General features: G+C 41.3%; 16 protein-coding genes. All 16 read left to right on the forward strand.

What is annotated here, in order from left to right:
- The first annotated feature begins 391 nt into the window (after nt 1-391).
- The 16 genes from C9E88_RS08395 (at nt 392) to C9E88_RS08470 (ending at nt 21,777) form a co-directional block, all read left to right on the forward strand.
- On the forward strand, nt 392-1,741 hold the full coding sequence (locus C9E88_RS08395; protein ID WP_106984346.1) for an MFS transporter: 1,350 nt from the start codon (nt 392-394) through the stop codon (nt 1,739-1,741).
- Nucleotides 1,742-1,807: 66 nt separating this feature from the next.
- Nucleotides 1,808-4,354, forward strand: coding sequence for a nitrite reductase large subunit NirB (gene nirB / locus C9E88_RS08400; RefSeq protein WP_106984345.1), 2,547 nt, complete (start codon nt 1,808-1,810; stop codon nt 4,352-4,354).
- Nucleotides 4,355-4,435: 81 nt separating this feature from the next.
- Complete coding sequence (gene nirD, locus C9E88_RS08405; RefSeq protein ID WP_106984344.1) at nt 4,436-6,046, forward strand: nitrite reductase small subunit NirD; 1,611 nt, start codon at nt 4,436-4,438, stop codon at nt 6,044-6,046.
- 212 nt (nt 6,047-6,258) lie between these two features.
- The gene (locus tag C9E88_RS08410) at nt 6,259-9,039 is read left to right on the forward strand and encodes a nitrate reductase (protein ID WP_106984431.1); all 2,781 of its coding nucleotides are present in this window, start codon (nt 6,259-6,261) and stop codon (nt 9,037-9,039) included.
- Nucleotides 9,036-9,662 carry a molybdenum cofactor guanylyltransferase gene (mobA, locus tag C9E88_RS08415; RefSeq protein WP_106984343.1) on the forward strand — a complete coding sequence of 209 codons (627 nt, stop codon included), beginning with the start codon at nt 9,036-9,038 and terminating at the stop codon, nt 9,660-9,662. The genes C9E88_RS08410 and mobA overlap by 4 nt, the downstream gene beginning before the upstream one ends.
- Nucleotides 9,663-9,995: 333 nt before the next feature.
- Nucleotides 9,996-11,021: a GTP 3',8-cyclase MoaA gene (moaA, locus tag C9E88_RS08420; RefSeq protein ID WP_106984342.1), complete on the forward strand. Its 1,026-nt coding sequence runs from the start codon at nt 9,996-9,998 to the stop codon at nt 11,019-11,021.
- A 4-nt stretch (nt 11,022-11,025) separates the two neighbouring features.
- Nucleotides 11,026-11,277 carry a MoaD/ThiS family protein gene (locus tag C9E88_RS08425; protein WP_106984341.1) on the forward strand — a complete coding sequence of 84 codons (252 nt, stop codon included), beginning with the start codon at nt 11,026-11,028 and terminating at the stop codon, nt 11,275-11,277.
- 5 nt (nt 11,278-11,282) lie between these two features.
- Nucleotides 11,283-11,855, forward strand: coding sequence for a molybdenum cofactor biosynthesis protein MoaE (locus tag C9E88_RS08430; RefSeq protein ID WP_106984340.1), 573 nt, complete (start codon nt 11,283-11,285; stop codon nt 11,853-11,855).
- Nucleotides 11,856-11,904: 49 nt separating this feature from the next.
- The gene (moaCB, locus tag C9E88_RS08435; protein WP_106984339.1) at nt 11,905-12,828 is read left to right on the forward strand and encodes a bifunctional molybdenum cofactor biosynthesis protein MoaC/MoaB; all 924 of its coding nucleotides are present in this window, start codon (nt 11,905-11,907) and stop codon (nt 12,826-12,828) included.
- The gene (locus tag C9E88_RS08440; RefSeq protein WP_106984338.1) at nt 12,825-14,066 is read left to right on the forward strand and encodes a molybdopterin molybdotransferase MoeA; all 1,242 of its coding nucleotides are present in this window, start codon (nt 12,825-12,827) and stop codon (nt 14,064-14,066) included. The genes moaCB and C9E88_RS08440 overlap by 4 nt, the downstream gene beginning before the upstream one ends.
- Nucleotides 14,067-14,122: 56 nt before the next feature.
- Complete coding sequence (gene modA / locus C9E88_RS08445; protein ID WP_106984337.1) at nt 14,123-14,878, forward strand: molybdate ABC transporter substrate-binding protein; 756 nt, start codon at nt 14,123-14,125, stop codon at nt 14,876-14,878.
- Nucleotides 14,879-14,894: 16 nt separating this feature from the next.
- Complete coding sequence (gene modB / locus C9E88_RS08450; protein WP_106984336.1) at nt 14,895-15,578, forward strand: molybdate ABC transporter permease subunit; 684 nt, start codon at nt 14,895-14,897, stop codon at nt 15,576-15,578.
- Nucleotide 15,579: 1 nt separating this feature from the next.
- Nucleotides 15,580-16,215, forward strand: a complete 636-nt coding sequence (locus tag C9E88_RS08455) for an ATP-binding cassette domain-containing protein (RefSeq protein ID WP_106984335.1) — start codon at nt 15,580-15,582, stop codon at nt 16,213-16,215.
- A 34-nt stretch (nt 16,216-16,249) separates the two neighbouring features.
- Nucleotides 16,250-17,641 (forward strand): siroheme synthase CysG, encoded by a 1,392-nt coding sequence (cysG, locus tag C9E88_RS08460; protein ID WP_106984334.1) that lies wholly within the window; start codon nt 16,250-16,252, stop codon nt 17,639-17,641.
- 322 nt (nt 17,642-17,963) lie between these two features.
- Nucleotides 17,964-20,132, forward strand: a complete 2,169-nt coding sequence (locus C9E88_RS08465; RefSeq protein ID WP_106984333.1) for a TonB-dependent receptor — start codon at nt 17,964-17,966, stop codon at nt 20,130-20,132.
- Nucleotides 20,133-20,328: 196 nt separating this feature from the next.
- Nucleotides 20,329-21,777 (forward strand): NAD-dependent succinate-semialdehyde dehydrogenase, encoded by a 1,449-nt coding sequence (locus C9E88_RS08470; RefSeq protein WP_106984332.1) that lies wholly within the window; start codon nt 20,329-20,331, stop codon nt 21,775-21,777.
- Nucleotides 21,778-21,814 lie beyond the last annotated feature (37 nt).

Here is a 21,814-nt window from a genome sequence, read left to right on the forward strand (position 1 = left end):
AAATGCCAAGTGATAAAAGTCAGAACAAACTGAAAATTATATGAATTTTCAAAGCTTTTATGCCACAGCTTATACATGCCTGCACCTTTATAATGCAATGATGCATCAAGATTAAGCTATTTGAGCAAATGTTAATTTTGGGGAAAATGCAAAATTACATATTGTAATTAAGTTTTATCAAAACACTTACACATAGTTAAAAATAAATTAATATTTAACAGTAACTTAAAATTACAAAGCCAAACTTGGCATGATGAGTGCTTATACTCAAGTAAGTCAAAGACGACTTAAATAAAATTTGTAAGACGGCCAACGATGTCCGTTCTGATCGTTTCTGCTATGTCACTACATATCAGCAACTTGTATACGTTCAGTTCAGGAGTTGGAAGCTATGTCTTCAAATTTAAATGCTAAAAAAGCAACAAAAATAAGTCTTTTTAATTTCTCTTCAGCAGCAATGCGGGCCTTCCACATGAGTTGGCTCGCATTCTTTGTTTGTTTCTTTGCTTGGTTTGCTTGTGCACCTTTGATGCCTGTCATTGCTGGCGAATTTCACCTGACTAAAGATCAAATTGCCAATATCAATATTGCCGCAGTTGCAATCACGATTTTAGTCCGTCTGATCGTTGGGCCTTTATGTGATAAATACGGTCCACGTAAAACTTATACAGCATTATTAATCATCGGCAGTATCCCTGTCTTTGGCGTGGCCTCTGCAAATAGTTATGAATCCTTTCTATTTTTCCGCTTGCTGATCGGTGCGATCGGCGCAAGCTTTGTCATCACGCAATACCATACAAGCATTATGTTTGCGCCTAATGTGGTGGGTACAGCCAATGCGGCAACCGCAGGCTGGGGTAATGCAGGCGGTGGTGCAACACAAGCTTTAATGCCATTACTGCTTGGTGCACTCGTTATGTTTGGTGTAGAGCAAGCGATGGGCTGGCGTATTGCACTGATTGTACCTGGTGTGATGATGCTGATCGTGGGTGCAATGTACTGGAAATTTACCCAAGACTGCCCACAAGGTGACTTTAAAGAACTACGTGAACAAGGTGTAGCGGTTGGTTCAGATAAAAAAGGCGGTGTGGCCATTCTCATGCACGCTGCACGTAACTATCGCGTATGGATTTTATTTGGCGCCTATGCCGCTTGCTTTGGCATCGAAATCTTTATTCACAACATTATTGCGCTGTATTACGTCGACAACTTCCAATTTGGTTTAAAAGAAGCAGGCATGGCTGCAGGTATTTTCGGACTTTTGGCACTGTTTGCCCGTGCGCTCGGTGGCATTGTTTCAGACAAGGTAGCAACTAAAAAAGGCTTAGACGGACGTACCAAAGTTCTGTTTGCCATGATTCTACTTGAAGGCCTATTTTTAATTCTGTTCTCGCAAATGAGCACACCAATATTCGCCATTCTTGCCATGACAGTATTCGCACTCTTCACCCATATGGCGTGCGGCGCAACCTATGCCTTGGTGCCATTCATTGACCGTGATGCTTTAGGCGGCGTGGCAGGCATTATCGGCGCAGGCGGTAACGTTGGTGCGGTAGCTGCAGGATTCTTGCTTAAAGGCATGTTGGATATTCAAACCACGCTTATGGTGTTGGGCGGTCTAGTGGTTATTGCTGCAAGCTGTGTGCTGATGATCCGCTTCTCTGTAGAGCATAAAGAAAAAGAACAGCGTCTGTTTGAACAAGCTGTGAATGAACGAAATCTAGCTGAAGCTCAAAACTAATACAAATGGCAGCCTAAGCGCAAAGAGGCTTAGGCTGCGCAAAAGAAAATATTGCGGAGAAAGAATATGAAAATCATCATGATTGGTCATGGCATGGTAGGCCACAAGTTTATTGAATCTGTACTGGAACACGCAGGTGATGATGTTGAATTAACCATTTTAGCTGAAGAGCCGCGTCTAGCTTACGACCGTGTGCACTTAACTGAATATTTCAGCGGAAAATCTGTAAAAGACTTAACCCTTTGCCGTAGTGACTTTGCTGATGCATACGGTATTGATTTACGCCTAAGCACCAAAGCAGTTGAAATTGATCAGCGCAATAAAACGGTAACGACGAATCATGGTGATATTCTTTCTTATGACAAATTAGTACTGGCTACAGGTTCATACGCTTTTGTACCGCCAATTCCAGGCAATGAACGCGAAAACTGTTTTGTGTACCGTACCATTGACGACCTAGATGCTATCCGTGCTGCAAGCTTGAATGCAAAATCAGGTGTGGTGATTGGTGGTGGTTTGTTGGGGTTAGAAGCAGCGAAAGCGCTGCGTGATTTAAACTTAGAAACGCATGTTGTGGAATTTGCACCACGTTTAATGGCAGTGCAAATTGATGATTTAGGCGGCAAAGTACTGCGTACTAAAATTGAAAATTTAGGTGTAAAAGTACATATCCAAAAAGCAACATCTTGTATTGAAGATGGCGCGGAAGCTAAACACGTGATGAAGTTTGGTGATGGTTCTGAACTTGAAACCGACATCATTTTATTTTCTGCTGGTATTCGTCCACGTGATGAATTAGCGCGTCAAAGCGGTTTAGCCATAGGCGAGCGTGGCGGTATTGTGATTAATGATCATTGCCAAACCTCAAACCCAGACATTTATGCCATTGGTGAATGTGCGCTTTGGCAGAATAAAATTTATGGCTTAGTTGCACCGGGCTATGACATGGCGCGTATAGCTGCAAAGCACGTTATGGATGAAAGCTGTAACGCATTTGCTGGTGCAGACATGAGCACCAAGTTGAAACTGATGGGTGTGGATGTTGCATCAGTTGGTGATGCGCATGCAATGACACCAAATGCTTTAAGCTATTTTTATGCAGACGAAGCGGCGCAAGTCTATAAAAAGATTGTGGTGAATGCTGAAAAAACTAAACTGCTAGGTGCGGTTCTAGTGGGCTGTGCAAAAGAATATAACGATCTTTTGCAAATGATGCTGAATGATCTGGATGTACCAGAAAGCCCAGAAAGCCTGATTATGCCGGGCTTTGCAGAAGCTTCAGGTAAAGCGGGCGGCAGCGGTGTAGATCTGCTGCCAGACAGCGCAACGATTTGCTCATGCAACAACGTATCTAAAGCGGATATCTGTTCTGCAATTGCGGATGGTTCGACTTCTTTAGGCGCACTTAAAAAATGTACGAAAGCTGCAACTGCATGTGGCGGCTGTGCACCATTGGTGACGCAAGTGCTTAAGTCTGAGCTGCAGCGTCAAGGTGTGACTGTAAATAACCATATTTGTGAACATTTTGCTTACTCTCGCCAAGAGCTGTATCACTTGGTACGTGTGAATGAAATTAAAACCTTTGATGATTTAATTCAGCAGCATGGTCATGGTTTGGGCTGTGATATCTGCAAACCGACAGCTGCCAATATTTTAGCGTCTTGCTGGAATGACTTTGTACTTAAACCAAGCCATGCAGGCTTGCAAGACAGTAATGACTACTACCTAGGCAACATACAAAAAGACGGCTCTTATTCAGTCGTGCCGCGTATGGCGGGCGGTGAAGTTACTCCTGATGGTTTAATTGCTGTTGGTCAAATTGCGAAAGAATATGGTCTATATACCAAACTGACAGGCGGTCAGCGTGTTGATATGTTTGGTGCACAAGTGCATCAGCTGCCTGAAATTTGGGAAAAATTGATTGCTGCTGGTTTTGAGTCTGGTCATGCATACGGTAAATCATTGCGTACAGTGAAATCTTGTGTCGGCAGTACTTGGTGCCGCTATGGCGTAGACGACTCAGTAGGTTTGGCGATCTTCCTAGAAAACCGCTACAAAGGCCTGCGTTCACCGCATAAATTGAAAATGGCAGTATCAGGCTGCACACGTGAATGTGCTGAAGCGCAAAGTAAAGATGTCGGAGTCATTGCGACAGAAAAAGGCTGGAATTTATATGTCTGCGGTAACGGCGGTATGAAACCGCGTCATGCAGAATTGTTGGCTTCAGACTTAGATACTCAAACTTTGATTAAGTATATCGACCGTTTCTTTATGTTCTACATTCAGACTGCAGACCGTTTACAGCGTACTTCGGTATGGCGTGACAATATGGAAGGCGGCTTGGACTATCTGAAAGATGTCGTTGTGAATGACTCACTTGGCTTAGCTTCTGAACTTGAGCGCCGTATGAACCATGTGGTTGGTACTTACCAAGATGAATGGCGTACAGCAGTGGAAGACCCAGAGGTACGTAAACGCTTTAAAACCTTCATTAATGCTAAGGCTGAAGCACAGCAAGACCCGCATATTCAGTTTGCTTCTGTACGCGGTCAGATTCGCCCAAAAACAGAATCTGAGCGTGATGTAAACCGTATCCCAGTAGTAGAAGCATAACAAATTTAGGTATTGGAACTTTTATTTCATTCACAGCTATTTCTAAAGGTTTGGAATAAAAGTTCAGGAAGGATAAAGAATATGACAATTTTAAAAGAAATGAATGATTTAGAATGGTTTGATGTTTGTGCCTTGGATGACATTACGCCAAATACAGGTGTAGGTGCTTTAATTGGCGATCAGCAAATTGCGATTTTCCGAGTAGGTGCTGAAAAGCGGGTTTATGCGCTGAGCAATCAAGACCCGTTTAGCCAAGCTTATGTCATGTCACGCGGTATCATTGGTGACTTGCAAGGTGAACGTGTTGTTGCATCACCTATTTATAAACAGCATTTTAGCCTTGCTACAGGCCGCTGCTTAGAAGACAAAGACCAAAAATTACTGGTTTTTCCAAGCAAAATTGAAAATGGCCGTGTACTGATCAGCCCAACTGCTCAAAAAACTTATATTACCAACAATGCGCCATCGTCCCAGCTGATGAAATTGGTATTGGTTGGTAATGGTTTAGCCGGTATGCGCTGCTTAGAAGATTTGCTGGACATGGCACCTGATCGTTATGAAATTACGGTCATTGGTGAAGAACCATGGGGGAACTACAACCGTATTATGCTTTCGCCAGTGCTATCTGGCGATAAGACGATTGAAGATATTATGCTGCATCCTCATGCATGGTATGAAGGTAAAAACATCCGTTTTGTTGCAGGTGATGCTGCGGTACGCATAGACCGTCCGCGTAAGCAGGTTTACACAGAAAAAGGCTTGGTCATCGATTATGACCGTCTGATTTTAGCGACAGGCTCTAAACCGTTTATTCCGCCAATACCGGGTACTGACTTAAAAGGCGTTTTAAGCTTCCGTGATATTTATGATGTCAACAAAATGCTGGACTACTGCAAAACCAAGAAAAATGCAGTGGTGATTGGCGGCGGTTTATTAGGGCTAGAAGCAGCTTATGGTCTGAAACAGCGTGGCATGAACGTTACGGTACTGCATTTGATGGATCGTATTATGGACCGTCAGCTGGATGAAAAAGCCAGCCTGATGCTGAAATCAGCGATTGAGCAAAAAGGCATTCGTATTTTGACCGCAGCGAATACCCAAGAGTTAATAGGGCAAGATGGTCATGTGACACAATTACGTTTGCAGGATGGCACGGTATTAGATGCAGATCTCGTAGTATTTGCTGTCGGTATTCGCCCAAATATTGCACTGGCACAAAGTGCAGGGCTTCGCTGCGGACGCGGTGTAATGGTGAATGACACCATGCAAACCTTTGACCCAAGTATATATGCCGTTGGGGAATGTATTGAACACCGCAGTCAAACATTTGGTCTGGTTGAACCGCTTTGGGGACAGGCTTTCATTTGTGCATCACATTTGGCTGAACATGGCAGTTTAACTTTTAAAGCGCCAACAGTGCCTACACAATTAAAAGTAAGCGGATGTGACGTATTTTCAGCTGGCAACTTTGAACCGCAGGATGATTTTGAAGACATCATTTTGAATGATGAAAAGCGTCAAATTTATAAACGCATTATTATTCAAAAAGATAAAGTCATTGGCGCAGTTCTTTTTGGTGACACAGAAGACGGTGCGTGGTATGCAGAATTGATTGCCGATGAAACACCAATTAGTTCAATCCGAAACAAACTATTGTTTGGTAAGAATTTTGCATTAAAGAAAGCAGGGTGATGCGTCTCTATTTTTGTATGTTCCTTAAGAGGATGAGGGAGATTTTCATATAAATCCTCTCCCACTTGCGGAACTATGTTCCTCATCCTTAAAAAGGAGAGGGAATTTCCTTTGTGAATTAAGTGTTTATTTGAAATAGATATGATTAAGAAGTCTATTATTAAAAATTATTGCAACACCTCGTTAGACTTGTGAATAAGGAGCCAGCAGAAGTGAATAGTATCCCGATGGTGGAACTACCAAGCTCCACAGAAAACAAAATTAAAACAACGCAAACAACTTGCCCTTACTGCGGCGTAGGCTGCGGTATAACTGCTGAAGTAAATGAAACAGCACAAGGTAAAACAGTAATTACTAAAGGTGATGCGAATCATCCGTCAAATTACGGCAAGCTGTGTATTAAGGGTAGCAACTTAGCAGATACGCTCGGCTTAGAAACTCGTGTGCTTTACCCAATGCTGGGGCGTAAAACTGAGCGTAAAGTGAGTACATGGGATGAGTCTATTGATGCAATTGCAAATAAATTCCAACAATGCATTGATCAATACGGTCGCGAAAGTATCGCATTTTATGTGTCTGGCCAGCTGCTGACTGAAGATTATTATTCGGTCAATAAGTTTGTAAAAGGCTATTTAGGTACAGCAAATATTGATACCAATTCTCGTCTTTGCATGTCATCTGCAGTTGCTGCACATAAACGTGCTTTTGGTGAAGATCTTGTGCCTGCAAGCTATGAAGACTTTGAACACACTGACATGGTTGTTTTGGTGGGTTCAAATACTGCTTGGTGCCATCCTGTACTGTATCAACGCATTATGAAAGCTAAAGAAGAACGCGATTTATTTGTTGTCGTGATTGATCCGCGTTTTACCAGTACATGTGAAGCTGCAGATTTGCACTTGCCAATTTTACCTGGTCAAGACATTGCATTGTTTAACGGCTTACTTCAGTACTTAGTTAAAAATAATTATAGTGATCTTGAGTTTATAGCGAATCATACACAAGGTTTAGCTCAGGCTTTGCAACAAAGTGAATCAGAAGCATCTATTGAAGCTGTTGCAGAACGTACAGGTATTTCTTTAGAAAAATTACAGCTGTTTTTTGAAAAATTTGCTCAAACTGACAAAGTTATGACGCTATTTTCAATGGGGGTGAATCAGTCTTCGCGCGGTGTAGATAAAGCCAACAGTATTATTAATTGCCATTTGCTGACTGGAAAAATCGGAAAATTAGGCGCAGCGCCATTTTCTATGACAGGTCAGCCCAATGCAATGGGCGGCCGCGAGGTTGGTGGCTTAGCCAATATGCTGGCTGCGCACTTAGATGTCGATAACACAGCGCATCAGACACTTGTGCAAGAGTTTTGGCAAAGTCCATTTATTGCCAACAAGGCTGGGTTAAAAGCAGTAGATTTATTTCAAGCTGTCGAAAGCGGGAAAATCAAAGCCATTTGGATTATGGCGACAAATCCTGTCGTGAGTTTGCCAGATGCAGATCAAGTCAAACGCGCGCTTGAGCAATGTGAATTTGTAGTTGTCTCTGATATTTGTAAAGACACAGATACCACACAATATGCAGATGTGTTGCTGCCAGCATTGGGCTGGGGTGAAAAAGACGGCACAGTAACCAATTCTGAACGCCGTATCTCACGCCAATCGGCTTTTTTAGATGCGCCAGCGGAAGCAAAAGCAGACTGGTGGGCAGTCGCGCAAGTGGCGAAAAAAATGGGCTTTTCAGGGTTTAACTTTAACAATGCTCATGAAATCTTTATAGAACATGCGAAATTATCTGCTTATAAAAATGCGCCTTTGTCGCAAAGAGATGCAGCAGAACAATTCCGTTATTTTAACTTGCACGGTTTAACTGAATTAAGCTTAGAAGACTATAACCAATTTGTACCGACTCAGTGGCCTGTATGGCAAGCTGATCAAGCCGATGATGCTGTTAGCCGTTTGTTTGCCCAAGGCCAATTCAGCCATGCGGATGCCAAAGCTAAATTTGTGGCGACAGCGGCAATTAACCCTGTATATCAAGTTTGCGGCGAATATCCTTTAATTTTAAACACTGGCCGTATTCGCGACCAATGGCATACCATGAGCCGTACAGGTTTATCGGCAAACCTAAGTACGCATCGTGCAGAGCCATATTGTGAAATTCATCCGCAAGATGCCTTGAAGTTTGGTGTTAAAGATGGCGAATTGGTTGAAGTTAAATCCAATTGGGGGCTGTGCATCTTACGTGCGCAAGTCAGCAGCAATATACGCCGTGGGCAAGTTTTTGCGCCTATTCATTGGAATGATCAGGTAGCGTCCGATGCGAGAATTGGTAAAGTGGTTAACCCAGTGGTTGATGCGCTTTCAGGCGAACCTGAGTTTAAACATACACCTGTTTTTGTGCAGCCATTCTATACACAGTGGCAAGGCGTGCTGTACGTGCGTCAGGGCTTTGAACACATTGTGCAATCTACCATTCAAAACACAATTTGGTGGACTAAAGTCACCACAGCAAAAGCAACGCGCTATGAACTTGCAGACCGTCAAAAATTCAGTACTACGGCACAGCAGTTGAAAAACTTGCTGCCATTTACTGACGAATCATTTGAATGGCTGAATTTAGAGGATCAAACGGCACATTTAAGCCATTCTGTGGTTCTGCAAGACGGTCATCTGATTGCAAGTTTATATATTGCGCCTAAAGGATTGCTGCCTGATCGTGATTGGGTTGCGGGATTATTTAAACGTGAGCGTTTAAGCGCCATGCACCGTAAGGCCTTACTTGCAGGACAGCCAATGAGTATGAATAACAGTGCTGGGCCTTTGGTGTGCAGCTGTTTCAAAGTCGGCAAAAATACCATTATCGAAACCATCAAAGAAAAAAACATTAGTCATGAAAAAAAAGTCACAGCTTGTTTAAAAGCAGGCGGTAACTGTGGTTCATGTTTAGCAGAAATTCGAGGGCTCATTAAAGCCTGTCAGATGGAGTATGCAGAATGAAAAAGAAAATATTTAAACAGGTTACATACCCGCAAACGGACTTAGTTATTTTGGCTGGAGGTCAAGCCCGACGCATGAACGGGATTAATAAACTCTTACATAAATTTGACGATGAAATTCAATTAATCAAAATTCATCAACATTTAAAAAGTCGTGTTGGTCAAGTTTGGGTCAATAGTCATCGCGATCATTCGATTTATGAGCGCTTAATTCCATCCATTCAGTTTTTTAAAGATGATGAAGCTGGATTTCATGGGCCTTTGATGGGAATGAAAAGTGCATGGCAATACGTACAAGCTGACTATGTATTATTTGTACCCTGTGATGTGACTTATATTCCTAAAAAAGTCATTTCACGCTTACATCAGGCCATGCAACGCCATCCTTTATGCGAAGTTGCGGTTGTTGAAATTAACGGCAAGGCATTATTTCCATTTTGCTTATTAAAACGTAGCAGTTTGCCTAAAATATGCATGCATTTAGAACAAAATCAGCGCAGTTTAAAGCATTGTTTTGCAGAAATGCACATGCAATTGGCACGTTTTAAAAATCATGCACTATTTTTTCACAGCATTAATTCATTTGATGAGTTACAACAACATCAGCAGCTCAATTTTTTATAAACATTAAATACACGTGATTAAATTACGCACATTTTCTGTGCAATCTGCTTGATTGTAATTACGATATTTAAGTACTCACCCTCATGTAATGACTAATGTGAATAGTGTGTAGCTAAAAATAAAAGGGACATTGTTTCAAAAGTGTTTTGAAGTGTACTCATTTCAAAAATTACAAAAATATATCCCTGTTTTTAAACAATAAAAATTTATTTTTTAAAATTTAGAAACAACGCTCAAAGTTGGAACACTTTTTGCTAAATAACTTGCAAGAAAATAGGGCATCTCAAATGAGCTGTTCATCTACAGCGCATTTGAATGCAATGGATTAGACGTATGCATAGCATCACAAAATTACAAGCGACTCCGTTCCAAGATCAATTTGGGCGGTACAAGCGTAAATTGCGTATATCGGTGACAGATCGGTGTAATTTTAAATGTGTGTATTGCATGCCTGAGCACCCTGAATGGATGCAGAAACATAATTTACTCAGCTTTGAAGCTTTATACGCATTTTGCAAATTTATGGTACAACGCGGTATTGAGCAAATTCGTATTACTGGTGGTGAACCACTCATGCGTCAGGGAGTTGTTCATTTTGTACAACAACTACAAGCACTAAGAACTTTGGGTTTAAAACGAATCTCTATGACCACTAATGGTCATTATTTAAAGCAATATGCACAGGCCTTAAAACAAGCAGGCTTAGATGACTTAAATATTAGTTTAGATAGCTTAGACGCAACACAATTTACACAGCTCACGCAAAGAAAAATTACTCCAGTGCTAGAAGGCATTGCTGAAGCAAAAAAAGTAGGATTGAAGCTCAAAATTAATACTGTGCTGATGCAGAGTTTTAATAGCAATCAAATTATTCCTTTAGTGCAATGGGCCTTGCAACAACACGTTGAATTACGTTTTATTGAGTTTATGCCCTTAGATGGCGATAAAAAATGGACTCAACAAGAGGTCGTGTCCGAACAATACATATTAGAAATCTTAAGCCGCCAATTTAACGTACAGATTTTAGAAGGACAAGGCGCACAGCCTGCGCGTCAATACTTAGTGAATGGTCAAGCTTTGGGGATTATTTCCACCATTACAAACTCCTTTTGTGGTCGCTGTGACCGTTTGAGACTAAATGCGCAAGGCGAATTTTATAATTGTTTATTTTCAGTGCAAGGGTTGAATTTAAAGCAGGATATCGAGTCATTAAGTTTTTACCCTCAGCAAAATGACACACTTTTAAATAGTAAATTGGCCTCTTATATTTGGCAAAAAGAACAAGGCTTTCATAGCTTAATGGCACAAAATCAGCCAAGCGGTCTTCGTAAAATTAGCATGCACATGATTGGAGGCTAAGCCGATGCATAGCATAAACATCTGTATAGAAGCTTTTGGTGCAATCGAAAAACAACTTCCTCAAGGGCTAACTTTTGAGTGTGATTTGAATGCAACAGTTGCTGAGGTCTTAAATATGATTGTGCAGACCTGTCCGCAAGTTGAAGCAATGCTAGAGCGCTGTGCCTGTGCAATCGGCGAAGACATTATCTCTAGACAACACCATTTAACGAAAAATAGCACTGTTGTGTTGTTGTCACCTGTCGCAGGAGGTTAAAACTCATGCTCAAAGATTTTTCGCGTATTCAAAGTGAATTATTTAGCCAAGCGCTATTTGATACAATCCATGCTTTTCCAGAATGTGGTGGTGTGGGAGTATTTATTGGAACTGTACGTAATCACCATGAGGGCAAAGCGGTAAAAGCATTGAAATATACCGCTTATGCACCTGTTGCCGAAAAAATGATTCGCCAAATTGAGCATGACATTCAAACAAAATACGGCGTGTCTTATGTCAGAGTGGTTCATCGAGTTGGGGCTTTAAATATAGGCGATACAGCAATTATTGCCATGGCCTATGCAGCGCATCGTCGTGAAGCTTTTCAAGCCTGTGAAGAAGCAGTAGAACGTGTAAAGCATGAAGTGCCCGTGTGGAAAGAAGAATTCTATATGGATGGCAGTAGCCAATATGTAGAAGGTTGCTGTATTCGTAAAGACCATGACCCCAACGCGCATACAGGATCTTTAATCGCAGCGACACATACACACTGCTCACATCAGCATGATGAACACCATTTAAGCCAAGATATTGATGAACCAGCCAAAGTGCCTGTTTTCTATCAATGGCCTTTATAAATTTATAAAAATTTTAAATATATTTAAAAAACTAGATTGAGGAAATGCAATGAAAAATGTCGGGATGAAAGCTGAAAGCTATCGCACTGCAATTGCCACAGGGATACTTCATGCACCGGCACATTGCATTGAATTATTAAGAAATGGCAATACCGAAAAAGGCGATGCGCTAAAAACTGCACGGATTGCAGGTATTTTAGGGGCAAAACGTACTGATGAACTAATTCCGTTGTGTCATCCATTGCCCATTTACCGTGCAGATGTCGAATATCAACTATTTGAAGCGCATGTCGAAATTAGTGCAGTGGTCGAAACCATTGGCCCAACTGGGGTTGAAATGGAAGCCTTGACTGCGGTAAGCCTTGCAGGTTTGACTTTATATGACATGCTCAAACCGCACTGTGAACCAGAAGACTTATGTTTGGATCAGGTAAAGCTGCAGAAGAAAAAAGGTGGAAAATCTCACTTTAGTCGTGTGCTTAAAGAAGCTTTGTCCGCATCTATTATTGTGCTTTCAGATACTGTTGCTGCAGGTAAAAAGCCAGATACGGCGGGGCAGAATGTTTTAGAAATTTTAGAAGAAGCAAATTTTAGCAACATCAGCTATCAAGTTATATCAGATAGTCCTGAACAACTTTTGGCTTTGGTTGAACAGCATAAAGCGCAATATCCGCTAATTTTAACTGTGGGTGGTACAGGCTTAGGTCCGAAAGATTTAACTGTAGAAACACTTCAGCCTCTGTTACAGCGTGAAATTCCCGGCTTAATGGAGGCTTCGCGAAGTTTTGGACAAAAGCGGACGCCTTATGCGGCTTTAAGTCGAGGTATTGCAGGCTATATTGATCAAAGCCTTGTCATTACCTTACCAGGGAGCCGTCAAGGTGCTAAAGAATCTTTAATTGCCATTTTACCCGCCTTGGTTCACTTATTTGATGTGCAAAAAAATATCCCTCATGCAGGAGGATATCAATGAATCAATCGGTCGGACATTTAGCCTGTGGTGCGGAAGCTGGATTAATTTCAATTGATCAAGCCTTGGCACTTATTTTTAAGAATGTACAAAGCCTAGGTACAGAAACGGTCGCTCTTTCTGATGCCTTAAACCATTTTCTCGCGGAAGCTGTATATTCAAGTCTTAATTTACCCATGTTTTCACAAAGTGCTGTCGATGGCTATGCAATTTGTGCGACAGGCGATGTACATGCACACACAGAATTTGAACTAGTCGGTGAACTACGCGCAGGTCAATTGGCAAATATTTCCCTGCGTGAAGGTCAAGCTGTAAGAATATTTACGGGTGCAGCAATTCCACAGCACACAACGACTGTTGCACGGCAAGAAATTGTACAAGCCTATGCAGATAAAATTGTGCTAAGCCATGATTTAGCCACACATACCGATATTCGAGATATAGGTGAAGAAATTGCACAAGGTCAGCGATTGGCAGAGCACGGTCAACAGCTGAGCGTCGGTGCTATCGCAGCCTTAAGCATGGCGGGAGTTAGGCATGTACAGGTTTATCGTTATCCGAAAGTTGCAATGGTGATTACAGGTGATGAAATTGCAATGGAGGCCAGCGATTTAGCTACGGGTAAAATCTTTGATGCCAATGCACCGCTCATTCAAGCATGGTTTAAAGCACGTAATCAAAAGGTCAGCATATTTCATGTAGCAGACGATGAAGGCGCGGTTTCAGCTTTATTCGACCAACTTAAAAACCAATATGACCTGATCATTACGACTGGTGGTGTATCAGTAGGTGATTATGACTTTGTCCGTCCTGTGGCCCTAAAGGTTGGTTTTGAACAAATCTTTTGGAAAATTAAGCAAAAACCTGGCAAACCCATGTTTTTTGCGCAATATACAGAGCGCAATTTGCATCATTGCTACTTGCTCGGTCTACCTGGAAACCCTGCTGCAGTTTATGTAGGCATGCAAATTTATGCATCCACTTTACTCAATGCGCTACAAAATCAACAACAACAACCGAACTGGTTTAGTGGGCAAATGACCCATGCGCTAAAACCTGATGCACGTGAACGTTTTTTACGTATGTCTGTTCAATTTGAACAAGGCATCCTTCGTTTAAGCAATTTAACAAAGCAACAATCACATATGTTAAGCAATCTAATGTATGCCAATTGTTTGGTACGTGTACCTGCCAACCAGAGCATACAGATTGGGCAATGTCTAAATGGCATTTTTATTTAATTTCTAAATACATCATGGCTATGTATAAGGGCTCACTCATCCTATAGGAATTACCAATGCGTTTACCTTCTACTCTCATCATAGGGTTGTGTGTACTGTCGAATATCACACACGCTGAAACTGTAAAAATATATGCTGCTGCAAGTTTAAGTAATGCAATTACAGATATTGCAACACAGTATCAAGCCAAGCACAGTGATGTGAAAATTGTTCCTGTGTTTGGGGCATCTTCTGCATTAGCCAAGCAAATTGAAGCAGGTGCACCCAGCGATATTTATTTTTCTGCAGACCAAGACTGGATGAGTTATTTACTCAAAAAACAGAAAATACAGGCAAACTCCATTCACACGCTCTTATCTAATGATTTGGTTTTAATTGGCCCCCGCACAAGTACGCTCAAAATAAAAACTGTACCAGAGTTTGCCTTTGCACAATCATTTCAGGGACATCTATGTACAGGTCAAATGGAATCTGTGCCAGTTGGCAAATATACCAAACAGAGTTTAATTAAATTAAATTGGCTCAATAGTTTGGCTGGCCGAATTGTGGGTACAGATGATGTACGTTCTGCATTGGCATTTGTAGAGCGTGGGGAATGTACCGTGGGTATTGTCTATCGAACAGATGCCATGATTAGCAAGAAAGTGAAAATACTCAGTGTGTTTCCAGCGAATAGCCACCATCCGATTGAGTATCCTGTCGCTTTAACCCTACAAGGTATGCAAAACAAAGATGCTGTAGCGTTTTATCACTATTTAAAAACACAAGAAACCGCAAAACACATTTTTAAACAATACGGTTTTAAGCGCTAAAGGCTAGGGTGATGTAATGCTAAGTCCTGAAGAGTGGAGCGCCTTATATTTATCGGCCAAAGTGGCTATGTGTGCAACGCTTTTTTGTCTGCCTTTTGCCATAGCCTTGGCTTGGGTACTTGCTCGGCATGACTTTTATTGCAAATTTTTAGTCGAAGCTTTACTGCAGTTACCAATGGTTTTACCCCCTGTGGTGCTGGGTTATATGTTGCTGATTGTATTTGGTGCAAATGGCTGGGTTGGGCAACTGCTTCAGCACTGGGGGATTCAGTTGGTCTTTAACTGGAAGGGTGCTGTTTTGGCCTCCATGATTGTTGCATTTCCTTTAATTGTGCAACCTATTCGTTTGTCTTTTCAAATGATCAACCAAGAATTAGAGCAAGTCGCAGGTTCTTTAGGGGCAAATCCAAGACAAGTCTTTCAAAGCATTAGCTTGGCTTTGGCCTTACCAGGTATTTTGATGGGTAGCATTTTAGGATTTAGCCGTAGCTTAGGTGAATTTGGTGCAACAATTACCTTTGTGGGCAATATTCCAGATGAAACACGCACCATACCAATTGCCATTTATTCACTTATTCAACAGCCCAATGGTGAGCAAGCTGCCATGCGTTTAGTGGTGCTTTCTGTTTGTATTGCCATGTCTGCCTTAATTGCAAATTATTATATTTTACAACGCTTTCAACGAAAGTTAGGAGCCTAGCATGCTTCGATGTGACTTCCATTTTCAATATGCAAATTTTGATCTACACGCTCAAATAGACATGCAAACACAACTGCTGGGCATTTCGGGGCCGTCGGGAAGTGGAAAATCAACTTTCTTAAAAAATATAGTGGGATTATTACAGCCCAAAGAGGGCTTTATTCAATTGAATGAACATCTGTTAGATGATGCACAGACCCAATTACATGTGCCCATGCACCAACGCCGTATTGCGTTAATTTTTCAAAAAGCGTGTCTCTTTCCGCACCTTAACGTAATGCAAAATTTACAATATTCACTACGTTTTCAAAATACTGCCGAATGCAAATTTAGTTTTGATGAAGTGGTTGAACTCCTCGAAATAAAGCCACTCCTTAAGCGTCGTGTCAATCAGCTCTCTGGCGGAGAAGCACAGCGAATTTCAATCGGACGAGCGCTACTATCTTCACCAGATTTACTTTTGCTTGATGAGCCTTTAACAGGTTTAGACCGTAAATTAAAAGACCAAATTTTACCGTTTTTAAAAAATATTAAAGCGCAAACGAACTTGCCAATAATTTATGTCACACACCATTTAGAAGAACTCAGCTATTTGGATGCACAGGTGATGTATATGGATCACGGAAAAATAACTTAAGACACATCAATATTTCAAAATTGGACAGATACACATGGACTTTTTACCAATTTCACTCAAACTGCAACATCAACCTTGTTTAATTGTCGGTGGCGGGGCCATTGCATACCGTAAGGCACAACTTTTGGTGAAAGCAGGGGCAATTATTACAGTAATTGCACCAACGATACATGATGATTTATTGGCATTAGTAGTCGCGTCTAAAGGTCAATATATTGCCCGTGAATTTCAAGCCGATATTGCGCTTACAGAATATCGGTTGGTGATTGCTGCCACGAACTTGCATGCATTAAATGCAGAAATATATGCCTTAAGTGAATGCCAAAATGTGTTGGTTAACAGCGTGGATGACGTTCCACATTGTCGCTTTATGTTACCTGCAATTATTGATCGCTCACCTTTAATGATTGCAGTGGCCAGTAATGGGACTTCCCCAGTACTCACCCGACAAATACGCACTCAACTTGAATCAACAATACCGCATGAGCTTGGGCGTTTAGCAGAATTTTCTGGAAAATGGCGTAGTGCTGTAAAAGATAAAATAAACACCGCAGATGAACGCCGTATCTTTTGGGAAAACTTGTATGCTAGTCCTCTACGAGAACAGGTTTTTAGTGGCAATATTGCTCAAGCAGATCAACTGATTACTGAAGCTTTAAAACATTGGCAAAAACCGAAAGGGGAAGTCTATTTAGTAGGTGCTGGGCCAGGTGACCCAGAGCTATTAACACTCAAAGCCTTACGTTTAATGCAACAAGCGGATGTGATTATTTATGATCGGCTGGTTTCTGCACCCATATTAGAACTATGCCGACGCGATGCAGAAAAAATCTATGTCGGGAAAGCGCGCTCTAACCATAGTGTACCGCAAGAAGGAATTAATGCTTTATTGGTAAAATATGCTTTAGAAGGCAAACGTGTTTGCCGGCTGAAGGGGGGCGACCCCTTTATTTTTGGTCGTGGTGGAGAAGAGTTACAAGAGCTTTGCGAGGCAAATATTCACTTTCAAGTGGTACCTGGTATTACCGCAGCCTCAGGTTGTTCTGCTTATGCAGGTATTCCCTTAACGCATCGTGATTATGCACAGAGTGTTCGCTTCTTAACAGGACATTTAAAAGAAGGCTCTCCCGAGTTGCCGTGGTCTGAATTGGTGTATGAAAATCAAACACTGGTACTGTATATGGGTTTAATGGGGCTAGAAACCATTTGCCAAAAACTTATTGCGCATGGTCAACGTGCTGATATGCCAGTGGCGCTCATTTCAAAAGGCACCACACCTGAGCAAAAGGTAGTGGTCGGAACATTAGCCGATATTAGCGCTAAAGTGCTTGAGCATGAAATTCAAGCACCCACACTTACGATCATTGGTGAAGTTGTCAACTTACGCGAACAACTCAATTGGCAGCATCAATTGAAACAGTTGTAAGACTTTAAAACTGTTTGTTTGCCTAAGCATAGTTTGACTGACATTTCGGTTGCACTGTTATTAGGCAATAGACATGCCTTTTACTTCAAAAGCGGTTTAAACGATTAGCAAGGCGCTAGATTCTTGCTCATAAAGCGTATATTGATGCACATAACCAAGGCCAATGTTCAATATGTCAAAATTGATTGAGTGAAGATTTAAAAAACTCGACCAATTGACCGAAAATGCACTTGTTATGCGCCATAAAATTGTCAATACTCACGCCCTAAATTTCAGTCTTAAAACTTTATTAAACCACTACAGTTTAAGGTCGGGTCAAGTTGTGAAAGCGTATCCTTTTTCATTATCTCAATTACAAAAAGCATTATTGGCCGTAGGCGCACTTTCAAGTCTAGGACTGAGTACTACACTAACACATGCAAATGAAGAGCAGCCACAACAGTTAGACACGATTCATATTAGTGCACCAACTAATCCAGTGCTTAAAGAAAGCATAAATTTAACAGGATTTCATCAAGAAAATCTGATTGACATCCCAGCATCCATAAGTCGTATTAGTGCCGAAACTATTGCAAATCAACAAGCTAAAACACTGGCAGATGTGGTAAAAAATGACGCTGCTGTAGGTGAGGGTTATGCGCCCATTGGTTACTATGCCAATTTTGTCATGCGTGGTTTTTACCTTAATCTTGGCTCTAGCTATTTAATGAATGGCAATTTACTGCGTGGCGAGCAAAATATTGCACTTGAAAATAAACAGCAAGTCGAAATACTCAAAGGGATTAGTGCAATACAAAGTGGTATGTCTACACCGGGCGGTGTGGTTAATTATGTAACTAAACGCCCTGAGCATATACGTGCACTGACTTTAGATGCAGATAGCTATGGTGGTCACCGCATTGCAGCAGATATGGGAGATTTTTTTGGTACAGAACAGCAGTTTGGTTACCGTTTAAACCTTGCCAAAGAACAAATGCATCCCAATGTAGAACATGCTATTGGTCAACGCCTGTTTGGTTCATTGGCTCTTGATTGGAAGGTTTCTGACCGCTCAAAACTTGAGTTCGATATCGAATCACAACGTCAGCGTCAACGCTCCGTACCGGGATATCAGCTTTTGGACAATGCGACTGTCCCTAGTGATGTGAGTTGGGATCGTTTATTGGGTTATCAAAGCTGGACTAATCCCGTAACCAATACCAGTTTAAACAGTAATTTAAAATTTAGTCATCAAATTAATGATTTATGGAATGCTTATGCCAATGCATCACAAAGTCGTACTGTAGTGGATGATTATTCGGCTTTTCCATGGGGATGTTATGATGCAATATGCCAAAGTACAGGCTTTGGCAATACCTTTGACCAAAATGGTTACTATGATCTTTATGATTACCATAGCCCGAACGATAGCTATTTAAGTAATCAATTTAAGACTGGCTTAAATGGTCAATTTGCGACGGGCGATTGGCAACATCAGTTAAATGTAGAGCTGACACATACCTACAAAAGACATGCACAATATGATGCAGTTAATGAATGGATTGGTACGGGAAATATTCATCAAAATGTGGGGGATGTTACACCTACAACCGTTAGCTTAGGCAATCATTATAAATCTTTAGATAGCAAACAAACTTCGTTAAATATTTCTGATCTCATTGATTTAAATGCAGAATGGTCAGTACTTGCTGGCGGAAAACTGCTTCATTTAAATGAACAAGCATTTGATGCAACACAAACCCAATTACGTGATACAGACATCAATCGATTCTTGCCTCAGCTGGCATTGATGTATCAACCTTGGCAAGGCACACATATTTATGCATCTTATGCTAAAGGTTTAAGTGATGGTGGCCAAGCGCCATGGTTTGCCAACAATAATTTTGAAACATTAGCCCCAATTTATTCCACGCAATATGAGTTAGGTCTAAAGCAACAATGGCAAACATTACTTTTCACTGCTGCACTGTTTGACTTAACCCAAGACCATCAATATACCAATACTGCTTTGGATTTTGTCACGCAGGGTGAACAACATAATCTTGGGCTTGAGCTGGGCTTGCAAGGCAATGTTTCACCTAATTTAGAGTTGGCATCCAGTGTAGCCATTACCCGCGCACGTTTAAAAGGCACGAATACCTTAGAAAATGAAGGCCATCAAGCTCAGAACGTACCTAAATTACGCTTTGCTAACCATTTGACATATCGCGTAGCGCAAGTTGAAGGTTTAAAGCTTTTGGCGGGCATGCAATACAGCGGTCGAAAAAATGCCAATAAGCTGGGCAATGTATCTGTGCCAAGCTATACCTTATTTGATTTAGGCGCGATATATCAGTTTAAAACCAATGACTATGCACATTCGGTACGCTTAAATGTAGAGAACGTTTTAAATAAAAAATACTGGCGTGATGCTGGAGCATACTTTGGCGATGATTACTTATTTTTAGGCACACCACGTACAGCGCAGTTATCGTGGACTGTGAACTTTTAACTTCGTTAATTTAAGTATTTAAAATATGTCTCATCAGCAATTTGGTGCGATGTAAATAAAATTATTAAACATTGAATTGAGCAGATGGGGTGTAGACTACCATCTGCTTTCTTCATTTCATCTGAAGAACAACAAATTTGAATAGGGTCTCATCTCCAATGAATGCGACACCTAGCGTCAATTAAGGAGAACATGGATGCAGCTTAAAAATTCTGAACTGCTTAAAACACAAATTTATATTAATGGCGAATGGTGCAATGCATCTGATGGTCAAAATTTTGCTGTGATCAATCCAGCCACTGGTGAAGAAATTGCACGCGTGCCAAGTGCCAGTACTGAACAAGTAGAACAAGCGGTAGAAGCTGCAGAAACAGCTTTAGTTTCATGGAAACAAACGACTGCCAAAGAACGCTCCACTTTACTGCGCAAGTGGTTTGATTTAATGATGGCGCATCAAGAAGATTTGGCTGTCATTTTAAGTACAGAACAAGGTAAACCACTGAGCGAAAGTCGTGGCGAAATTGCGTATGGCGCAAGTTTTATAGAATGGTTTGCCGAAGAAGCAAAACGCACCTACGGCGATGTGATTCCACACGACAAACAAGGCCGTCGTTTGGTTGTTATTAAACAACCGATTGGTGTTGTTGCAACCATTACCCCTTGGAACTTTCCCAATGCCATGATCACACGTAAAGTCGGTCCTGCATTGGCTGCAGGATGTACTGTTGTCATTAAACCTGCCTCTGAAACACCACTATCTGCATTGGCCTTGGTTGCACTCGCAGAACGTGCTGGAATTCCAAAAGGTGTAGTGAACGTGGTTACAGGTAGCTCACGAGATATTGGTGCCGTGCTGAGTTCACATCCAGCCATCAAAAAAGTTTCATTTACTGGTTCAACAGCGGTTGGTAAGTTATTAATGGCACAATGTGCAACCACCATGAAAAAAGTGAGCATGGAACTCGGGGGGAATGCACCATTTATCGTATTTGATGATGCTGATCTTGATAAGGCGGTGCAAGGTGCAATGGCGTCTAAATTCCGTAATTCAGGCCAAACCTGTGTATGTACCAACCGTATTTTGGTTCAAGACAGCATTCATGATGCCTTTCTTGCCAAATTAACTACTGCTGTAAATCAATTAAAAGTTGCTCCAGCATTTGAAGCAGGTGCAGAGCAAGGGCCATTGATTAATGAAAAATCAGTGGAAAAAATTGAACAACACATTGCCGATGCTGTCGCAAAAGGTGCAACGGTAGTGACTGGCGGTCAGCGCCATGCTTTAGGTCATACCTTCTTTGAACCTACAATTTTATCTGGTGTGACTCAAGCGATGTTGGTTGCCAAAGATGAAACTTTTGCGCCACTGGCTCCAGTATTTAAATTTAGTACAGATGCAGAAGCGATTCAGATGGCAAATGATACCGAATATGGTTTAGCTTCTTATATTTATACCAATAACTTAAGCCGAGCGTGGAATATTTCAGAAGCGCTAGAGTATGGAATGGTTGGAATTAATGAAGGCCTCATTTCTACGGAAGTTGCGCCTTTTGGTGGTATTAAAGAATCGGGGACTGGCCGTGAAGGTTCTAAGTACGGCATTGAAGACTACTTAGAAATTAAATATATGTGTATTGGTATTTAAACGCCGTATCTCAAATAAAAATAAGGATCTCATGATC

Source organism: Acinetobacter cumulans (assembly GCF_003024525.3).
GTDB classification, from domain to species: Bacteria; Pseudomonadota; Gammaproteobacteria; order Pseudomonadales; family Moraxellaceae; genus Acinetobacter; species Acinetobacter cumulans.